The 8,799-nt window shown below is 74.9% G+C and carries 10 protein-coding genes and 1 pseudogene; 1 reads left to right on the forward strand and 10 read right to left on the reverse strand.

Annotated elements, in window-relative coordinates; genetic code table 11:
• The first annotated feature begins 12 nt into the window (after positions 1-12).
• Entirely contained in the window at positions 13-468 is a 456-nt protein-coding gene (locus LY71_RS21060) for an ATP-binding protein (protein ID WP_106281448.1), read from the forward strand.
• Positions 469-581: 113 nt separating this feature from the next.
• Here LY71_RS21060 and LY71_RS21065 read toward each other — a convergent pair whose 3' ends face one another.
• From LY71_RS21065 to LY71_RS24325, 10 genes and pseudogenes are all read right to left on the reverse strand, one after another.
• Positions 582-1,073 (reverse strand): hypothetical protein, encoded by a 492-nt coding sequence (locus LY71_RS21065; RefSeq protein WP_106281450.1) that lies wholly within the window; start codon positions 1,071-1,073, stop codon positions 582-584.
• Positions 1,070-1,432, reverse strand: coding sequence for a response regulator (locus LY71_RS21070; RefSeq protein WP_091116089.1), 363 nt, complete (start codon positions 1,430-1,432; stop codon positions 1,070-1,072). Before LY71_RS21070 ends, LY71_RS21065 begins: the two co-directional genes overlap by 4 nt.
• Complete coding sequence (locus tag LY71_RS21075) at positions 1,429-1,953, reverse strand: chemotaxis protein CheX (RefSeq protein ID WP_245888168.1); 525 nt, start codon at positions 1,951-1,953, stop codon at positions 1,429-1,431. Before LY71_RS21075 ends, LY71_RS21070 begins: the two co-directional genes overlap by 4 nt.
• A complete protein-coding gene (locus LY71_RS21080) occupies positions 1,950-2,339 on the reverse strand; it encodes a response regulator (protein ID WP_281261628.1) in 390 nt (129 codons plus the stop codon). The genes LY71_RS21075 and LY71_RS21080 overlap by 4 nt, the downstream gene beginning before the upstream one ends.
• Positions 2,336-3,160, reverse strand: coding sequence for a CheR family methyltransferase (locus LY71_RS21085; RefSeq protein WP_106281453.1), 825 nt, complete (start codon positions 3,158-3,160; stop codon positions 2,336-2,338). The genes LY71_RS21080 and LY71_RS21085 overlap by 4 nt, the downstream gene beginning before the upstream one ends.
• Complete coding sequence (locus LY71_RS21090) at positions 3,157-4,275, reverse strand: protein-glutamate methylesterase/protein-glutamine glutaminase (RefSeq protein WP_106281456.1); 1,119 nt, start codon at positions 4,273-4,275, stop codon at positions 3,157-3,159. The genes LY71_RS21085 and LY71_RS21090 overlap by 4 nt, the downstream gene beginning before the upstream one ends.
• Before the next feature lie 296 nt (positions 4,276-4,571).
• Positions 4,572-5,471, reverse strand: a complete 900-nt coding sequence (locus LY71_RS21095; protein ID WP_106281458.1) for a hypothetical protein — start codon at positions 5,469-5,471, stop codon at positions 4,572-4,574.
• 174 nt (positions 5,472-5,645) lie between these two features.
• Complete coding sequence (locus LY71_RS21100) at positions 5,646-6,098, reverse strand: chemotaxis protein CheW (protein ID WP_211297463.1); 453 nt, start codon at positions 6,096-6,098, stop codon at positions 5,646-5,648.
• A gap of 1 nt (position 6,099) precedes the next feature.
• Entirely contained in the window at positions 6,100-8,466 is a 2,367-nt protein-coding gene (locus LY71_RS21105) for a chemotaxis protein CheA (protein WP_106281460.1), read from the reverse strand.
• 159 nt (positions 8,467-8,625) lie between these two features.
• A pseudogene (locus tag LY71_RS24325) lies at positions 8,626-8,799 on the reverse strand (methyl-accepting chemotaxis protein); the annotation flags it as partial.

An 8,799-nucleotide genomic window follows, 5' to 3' on the forward strand; every position in this document is an offset into this window, starting at 1 on the left:
CGGAGAGAGGACATGGGTCGACTGACGTGGCCGCTGCGGCCGCTGCCCGACGGCCGCGGTGAGCTGTGGCGCTGGGACCTCGGCGGGATCGCCGAGCTGCCCGCCGCCCGCGCCGGACTGCGGGACCACCTCGGCTCGATCGGCTTCCCCCAGGGCGAGGACCCGGCGACCGACCGGCTGGTCCTGGCCTTCGACGAGCTGGCGTCCAACGCGCTGCGGCACGGGCTGTGCCCGGTCGTGGCCACCGTGGTCGCCGGGACCGGCGGCTGGCTGCTCGACGTCAGCGACCGTGACGCCGAGACCATGCCCGCGCCGGCCGTCGACCGGGACCCCTCCCAGGGCGGCCTCGGGCTCTACCTGGTGGCCCGCCTGTCGGTCGCGCACGGCTGGTACGTCGACGACGGGTGCAAGCACGTGTGGGCCTGCCTGCCCTCGGCGATCGAGGAGCACGCGGCGGCGCCCGCCTGACAGCCGGCCCCGGACGGGCAGCAGCCGCCCCGGCCGGTGGCACGGGGCGGCTGCTGGTGGGTGCGCCCGGGGCGGCGGGGACCAGGGTCCCTGCGCCGCCCCGGGGTCCTTCCTCAGGGCGCGACGAGGGAGAGGCGGCCCTTGCCGTAGCCGGGGACCTCGACGTTGAGGTCGAGCCGGTTGAACGCGGCGAGCATGCCGGCCACGTCGCCGGGCAGGTCGTCGCCGGGCGCGTAGGAGGCGTGCAGCTTCGAGTGCGGGGCGCCGGGCACGTTGAACAGCGCCGACAGCACGTTGACGACCTCGTGCAGCGCCTCGGTCAGCATCGCCGTCAGCTCGCCGTCCTCCTCGACGGCGTCCTGGACGCCACCGGGGGGCAGCAGGGCCAGCGCGCCGCCGGTCCAGGCCGCCAGCGGCAGGTCCATCACGCACAGCGCGTTGACGGCCATGGTGGGGCTGACGTAGACGGCGACCGAGACCGGGGCCTTCGGGGTCGGCGTCACCGGGCTGCCCGGCGTGACGGCGACCGGCTTGCCCACGAGGCCCGACAGCATGTCCTTGACGGCCTTGGCGTCGGGCAGGACCACGGTGAGCGGCGCGGTCACGCCAGCACCCCCTCGAGGTGCTCGGTGAAGGTGTCGGCGGTGAACGGCTTGGCGATGAGGAACAGCGCGCCGGCGTCGGCGGCCTTCTCCCGCATCTCGGCCGAGCCCTCCGAGGTGACGAACCCGAACGGGACGGTCGACCCCGAGCCCCGCAGCGCCTGCAGGCACTCCAGGCCGGTCATGTTCGGCATGTTCCAGTCGGACAGGACCAGGTCCGGTCCCTCGGAGCGCACCTTCTCGTAGGCGTCGCGGCCGTCCTCGGCCTCGACGATGTCGTGGTCGTCGTAGCCGGCCTGCCGCAGGGTGCGGATGACGATCTGCCGCATCACGCGGCTGTCGTCGGCGACCAGGATCTTCACAGGGGCACCTCGTTCTCTCGCTCGGCGAGCACGGACTGCACGCGGACGGTGAGGGGGGAGCCGCGCCACAGGACGGCGACGCGGACGGAGTCGGCCTCGCGGCCGGACGGCGGGGTGGTGCCGACCTCGGGCAGGCCGAGGACCGACGGGCCGGGGAGGACGGCCTTGACGTTCCCGCCGACGACGTTGGCGAGCTCACCGAGGGCGTCGTCGACGTCCTCCTGCTCGACCTCCTGGGGCGCGTGCTCGCCGAGCAGCGCCCGGGTGAGGTCGAGGGCGGTGTCGCGGCCGCAGGTGAGCACGACCGCGCCGGTCCAGGGACCGACGATCTCGACCCAGGAGCTCAGCGTCTCGGCCGGCAGCGGGGCCGGCAGCGGGACGAGCACCTCGTCCTCGCCGACGAGGGCCAGCCAGGCCTGCTCGGTGATCTCGCAGACCGTGGCCTCGTCGACCAGCTCGGCGGTCGCCGGCGGCAGGTCGCCGGCCCGGCGGCGCAGGCCCGCGTCGCTGAGGTCGCTCACAGCGAGACCTCCTGCGGCAGCAGGCCGAGCAGGGCGAGCTTGTCGCGGATGGCGTCGGCGGTGAACGGCTTGATGACGTACTCGTGGGCGCCGGCGGCCAGCGCGCGCACGATCTGGCCGTGCTCGCTCTCGGAGGTGACCATCATCAGGGTCACCGGGCGCCAGGCCGGGTTGGCGCGGACGGCGTTGACGAACTGCAGGCCGTCCATCACCGGCATGTTCCAGTCGATGGTGCACAGGTCGGGCACCCAGCCCTCGTGGAGGACGTCGAGCGCCTCCTGGCCGTGGCCGGCCTGCCGCGTCTCGTAGCCGAACCCCTCCAGGGTCCCGCTCACGATGCGCCTCATGGCGCGTGAGTCGTCGATCACCAGTGCACGCACGGTCATGCCCCCTTCAGCGGGCGGTAGACGGAGGTGCGGCCGACGACGACCCGGCTCCAGGAGTCGTCGACGCCGAGAGTGGTCTCGGCAGCACCGAGGAACAGCCAGCCGTCGGGGCGCATGAGCTCGCGCACCCGGCGGAGGATCGCCTGCTTGGTGGGCAGGTCGAAGTAGATGAGGACGTTGCGCAGGTACACGACGTCGAACGGGCCCATCCGCGGCAGCGGGGCGGCGAGGTTGCACTCGCGGGCGCCGACCATCCGGCGCAGGGTGGGCGAGACCTCCCACTCGCTGCCGGCCCGCTGGAAGTGGCGGACCAGCATCGGCGCCGGCAGCCCGCGGTTGACCTCGAGCTGGGTGAACCGGCCGGCGCGGGTGCGCTCGACCATCTCGCGGGAGAGGTCGGTGGCGGTGATGGAGACCCGCGTCGCGGCGTGGGGCATCGCGTCCTCGAGCAGCATCGCGATCGTGTAGGGCTCCTGTCCGCTGGAGCAGGCCGCCGACCAGATCTGCAGCCGCTCGGCCGGGCCGCGGGCCGACTGCAGCGCCGGCAGCACGGTCGAGGTGAGCGCGGTGAACGGGTCGCCGTCGCGGAACCACGACGTCTCGTTGGTGGTCAGCGCCTCGACGATCTGCCGGGTGTCGTCCGGCCGGGGCCGGGTGCGCACCTGGTCGACGAGCTGGTCGACGTCGGTGAGGCCCATCTTGCGGGCCACGGGCAGCAGCCGGGCCTCGACCAGGTACTCCTTGCCGGGGGCGAGCACGATGGCGCTCTCCCGGTGCACCAGCTGGCGCACCCAGTCGAACCGGGTGGCGGTGAGCGTCATCGTCGGGCTCCCGTCGCGAGGGTCAGGTGGGCGGGCTGCGGCGGGGTGCCGGGGGTGGCGCGGGCGAGGTGGCGGGTGATGGCCTCGGCGACGCGGTCGAGCGGCAGCACCTCGTCGGCGAGGCCGGCCGAGGCGACGGCGCCCGGCATGCCCCAGACGACGGAGGTGGCCTGGTCCTGGACGACGACCGTGCCGCCGGCGTCGCGGACCGCGGAGGCCCCGGCGCGGCCGTCGGCGCCCATGCCGGTGAGCACGACGGCGAGCACGGCCCCGTCGTAGGCGGCGACCGCGGAGCGGAACAGCGGGTCGACCGCGGGCCGGCAGAAGTTCTCCGGCGGGCCCTGCGACAGCATCGTGGTGGCGCCGCGGCCGGTGCCGCGGACGGTGAGGTGGAAGTCGCCGGGCGCCAGGTGCACGGTGCCCGGCAGCAGCGGCGCGCCGTCGGAGGCCTCGACCACCCGCAGGGCGCAGAGCCGGTCCAGGCGCTGGGCGAACTGGCGGGTGAACACCGGCGGCATGTGCTGGGTGAGCAGCACCGGCACGGGCAGGCTCGCCGGCAGCGTCGGGAGCACCTTGGCCAGCGCCTCGGGGCCGCCGGTCGAGGAGCCGACGACCAGGACGGCGGGCGCCTTGTGCGGCGCGGTGCGCGGCGCCGGCGGCCGGGCGGCGACGGGGGCGGCGACCGGGCGCGGCAGCCCGGCGACCGGGCGGCCGGTGAGGGCCTTGATCTTCGGGATGAGCTGCTCGCGCACGCTCTCCATCGACTGCGCCACGCTGCCGACGTTGGCCGGCTTGGTGACGTAGTCGTTGGCGCCGGCCGACAGCGCGTCGAGGGTCGCCGAGGCGCCGCGCTCGGTGAGCGTGCTGAACATGACGATCGGGACGCGGTTGCGGCCGGCGCGGATCGCGCGGACGGCCTCGATGCCGTTCATCTCCGGCATCTCGATGTCCATGGTGACCAGGTCGGGCTTGAGCGCCTCGAGCTTGCCGAGGGCCAGCTTGCCGTTCACCGCGGTCCCGACCACCTGGATGTCCGGGTCCGCGGACAACACGTCGGTCACGATCTTGCGGACGACGACGGAGTCGTCGACCACCAACACCCGGATCGGGTCCACACGTCCTCCTGCTGCTGCCGCGCGCTGCACCCCGGGCGGGGTCGCACCTCGGGTCTCGGCACCGGGCGACGTCGTGTTGAGCGCAATCCGGTCGTCCGCGCCCCGGGGTCGGTCCGGGCGCGGCGTTGCCTGACAGGGAGGTTGTCGGCCGGGAGGCGGGCGGCCTTGACCCCGGCGGGAGAACCGTTACGGAAGGTCGGGTGACCGGGGCACCGGCGGGCACATGTCGACCCGCCCGACCCGCACGCCGGGCGGCGGGTCCCGCCTCGGCCGGAGCAGGAGGGGCGGACCCGGCCTCAGCGGGGCGGAGCGGTGAGGCGGGTCCAGGGGGCGCGCAGGACGCCGGTGGCGCTGCTGTCGAGCAGGTCGCCCATGGTCATCGCCTGGACGACGCCGGCGAGGGCGTTCCACGAGCCCACCGCGCCGTCGTGCGCGGAGAAGCCGCCGTCGACGAACGCGCGGACGGCGAGCAGCTGGGCGGTGGCCAGGGTGCGGGTGCGGCCGGCGACGTGGGCGGCCCACGAGGCCTCGTGCATCGCGGCGGCCCAGGGACGCTGCCCGGCGCGGCCGTCCTCGACGGCGGCGCGCCAGCGCTCCCGGCCACGGGCGTCGAAGCCGGCGACGACGGCGAGCAGGGACCGCAGCTCGGGCGTGGCCGGGCCGAGGTCGGCGTCGGCGCCGCGGGTGGTCGCGTCGCGGACCACGCCGGCGAACGGCAGCACCAGCTCGCGGCGGACCAGCGGCGGCAGCACGTCGGCCGCCCAGGCGCCCACCGCGGCGTCGGCCAGCACGTCGGCGGCCTGCTCGCGCACGTCCGGGGCGACCCGCGACAGCGCGGCGTGCTCCGGCCCGAGCACGTCCTCGCGGAGCAGCCGCTCGAGGGCGGCGGTGCTGCCGATGGTGCCCCGCTCGAGCTGGGCCACGAGCACGGCGGTGCGGTCCTCGCCCTGCGCGGGCGATCCCGACCGCAGCTGCGGGACGGCGGCGGCCAGCTCCCGGGCCCGCCGCGTGCGGACGGCGAGCACGGTGCGCTGCTCGCGGTCGGCGCCGTGGGTGCGCGCGGCGCGGGCGAGCGCGCCGACCTCCTGGGGCCCGGCGACCAGGCCGGTGAGCAGCACGTCGGCGACGGCGCGGCCGGCGGGTAGGCGCACCAGGTCGAACCCCAGCGTCGCGGCACTGACCAGCGAGTACGGCACGTCTCCCCCTCCGACGGCACCGCCCGGGAAGTGGCGGTCCGTCCATGCTGGGGGTGATCACGGCGCAACGCCACGCGGCGGTCACCCGATCGCCGGAGGGGCGGAGGGCGACGGCCGCGTGGCGGGACCGTTCAGGTGACCTGGAAGTGACGGAGCGTCACCGCCGGGAGGTCGCTAGGCGCCGACGGCCTTCTGGACGTCGAGGGCGAGCAGCAGCTGCCCGTCGAGCTTGTAGGCGCCGCGGATGAGCTCGCGGGCCTGCCCGTCGAGGGTGTCCGGTGGGGTCTCGAAGTCACCGGCGTCGACGTCCACGACGTCGGCGATCGAGTCGACCAGCAGGCTCACCGCCTCCCCGTGCAGGCGCACGACGATGACGACGGCGTCGGTGCCGGCCGGCCGCGGCGGGCGGCCCAGCCGCTCGCGCAGCTCGATGGCGGTGACCACCTGGCCGCGCAGGTTGATCAGGCCGGCGACGGCCGGCGGCGCCAGCGGCACCCGGGTCAGGCCCTGGCTGCGCAGCACCTCCTGCACGTGCTCGACCTCGACGCCGTAGAGGTCGCCGTCGAGCCGGAACGTGGCCAGCTGGCCGCTGGTGGCCCGGGGAGGGGTGTCGGTCGGGGTCGTCACGTCAGACCTCCAGCAGCGAGGACGCGGGGGTGTGGTCGGCGGCGTAGAACGCCGGGTCGGCGGCGAGGATGGCCGCGCGGACGTCGAGCAGCTCGGTCACCCTGTCGCCGAGGACGGCGGAGCCGAGCAGGCCCAGGTCGTCGATGTCGCTGCGGACGGCGGCGCCGCCGTCGACGATGTCGAGGATCTCCTCCACCACGATCGCCACGCTGCGGCCGTGGTCGCTGTAGACGATCACCTCGAGGACCTCGCGGTCGCTGGTGCCGTAGGCGCCCAGGTGCCGGTCGAGCCTCACGATCGGCAGGATCGCGCCGCGGTACTGCACGACCTCCCGGTTGCCGACCCGCTCGACGGACTCGGCGCGCACCTGCTCGAGGCGGGTGACGGTGTCCAGCGGGATGGCCACGCGCCGGCCCTCGCCGATGGCGGCCAGCAGCATCCGCTGCCGCTCGCCCTCGGCGGCGACGCTGCGGGCGGCCGCGGCCTCGCGGGACTCCTGCCGCTCGGCGGTCTCGGTCCGCAGCGCGCGGCGGGCGAGGGCCTGCACGTCGAGGATGAGGGCCACGGTGCCGTCGCCGAGGACGGTCGCGCCGGAGTAGAGGCCGATCGCCTTGAGCTGGCCGCCGACGGCCTTGACCACGATCTCCTCGGTGTTGATGACCCGGTCGACGACCAGGCCGAAGCGCCGGCCCTCGGAGCGCAGCACCGCGATGACGACGTGGCCGTCGTGCCGGTCGGAGGTCAGCCCGAGGACGTCGGTGAGCCGGACCAGCGGCAGCAGCTCGCCGCGCAGCCGGTAGACCGGCGCCCCGCCGACCTCCTCGACGGCGTTGGCGGCCTTCTCGGCGTCCAGGCTGACCAGCTCCTGCAGGCTGATCTGCGGGATGGCGTAGCGGTCGCCGGCGCACTCGACGGTGAGCGCCGGGACGATGGCCAGGGTCAGCGGGATCCGCAGCCGGCAGACGGTGCCCCGGCCGGGCTCGGACTCGACCTCGATGGTGCCGCCGATGGCCTCGATGTTGGTCTTGACGACGTCCATGCCGACGCCGCGGCCGGAGACGTTGGTGACCGCGGCGGCGGTCGAGAACCCGGGCAGGAAGATCATCTGCAGGACGTCCTGCGGGCCCATCCGGCTCAGCTGCTCGGCGGTGACCAGGCCGCGCTCGACGGCCTTGGCGCCGAGCCGGCCCGCGTCGATCCCGGCGCCGTCGTCGGCGACCTCGACCACGACCTGGCCGCTCTCGTGCTTGGCGCGCAGGGTCAGCACGCCCTCGGCGTTCTTGCCGGCGGCGCGGCGGCGCTCGGGGGACTCGATGCCGTGGTCGACGCCGTTGCGGACCAGGTGGGTCAGCGGGTCCTTCACCGCCTCGAGCAGCGTCTTGTCGAGCTCGGTGTCCTTGCCCTCCATCTCCAGGCGCACGGTCTTGCCGCACTGGATGCCGAGGTCGCGGACGACGCGCGGCAGCTTGGACCAGATGTGGTCGATCGGCTGCATGCGCGTCTTCATGACGCCCTCCTGCAGCTCGCTGGCGATGAGGTTGAGCCGCTGCGAGGCGCGCACCAGGTCGGTGTCGGTCGAGCGGCCGACGTACTGGACGATCTGGTTGCGGGTCAGCACGAGCTCGCCGACCAGCAGCATCAGGGAGTCGAGCAGGTCGACGTCGACGCGGATGGTCGAGTCGGCGACGGCGCGGCGCTGCGCACCGCCCTGGGCGTCGGACCGGGGAGCACCGGCGCCGGCGACGGGGGCCCCGGCGGCGGGCGCCTCCCCGTGGGCGTCCTCGTGCGCGTCGTCGTGGGCGTCCTCGTGGTGGACGTCGTCGTGGGTCTCGTCGTACAGGTCGGGCACGTCCTCGACGGCGACCTCGACGGCGGCCTCGACCACGGCCTCGACCACGGCCGCGGCCGGGGCGGTGGGCTCCGCGGCGGCGGCGGGCTCCGCGGCGGCGGCGGGCACCGGGGCAGGGGCGACCGGCGCCGGGGTGTCCTCCATGGCGGCGCTGATGGCGGCCACGACGGCGGAGACGTCGACCGAGCCCTCGCCGCCGGTGGTCTCGATGGAGGTCAGCAGCGAGCGGACCGTGTCGACCATGAGCAGCAGCACGCTGGTGCGCTCGGGGGTCAGGGACAGCACGCCGTCCCGCAGCCGGGACAGCATGTTCTCCCCGACGTGGGTGACCTCCTCCAGCCGGTTGAAGGCCAGGAAGCCGCTGGTGCCCTTGATCGTGTGGATCGTGCGGAAGATGCTCGAGAGCCGCTCCCGCGAGTCCGGCTCCTGCTCCAGGGCCACCAGGTCCGTGTCGAGCTGGTCGAGGTTCTCGTGGCTCTCGACGAGGAACTCCTCGACGATGTCGTCCAGACCGTCCACCGCTGCCTTCTCTCTCGCTGTCCGGGGTGGGGCACCCCGCTGGGTCTTCGACGCGAGCCCGGTCCGTGTTGAGGCGAACCCCGGGCGGCGCCGGTCGTCGGGATCTGTCATCGGCAGTCCCGCACCCGGAGCCGACCGTCGGCCGGCCCCGGGCGTGGGCTAGTAGGTGAAGCGGGCGACGCTGGTGCGCAGGCCGGCGGCCATCCGGGCGAGCTCGTCCACGGCCGTCCGGGTCTGGGTGAGGGCCTGGGTGGTGGAGTCCGCGGCGGTGGAGACCCCGGAGATGTTGTCGGCGATCTGGCCGGAGCCCTGCGCGGCCTCCTGCACCGAGCG

This window comes from Geodermatophilus tzadiensis (assembly GCF_003002915.1).
Classification (GTDB): Bacteria; Actinomycetota; Actinomycetes; order Mycobacteriales; family Geodermatophilaceae; genus Geodermatophilus; species Geodermatophilus tzadiensis.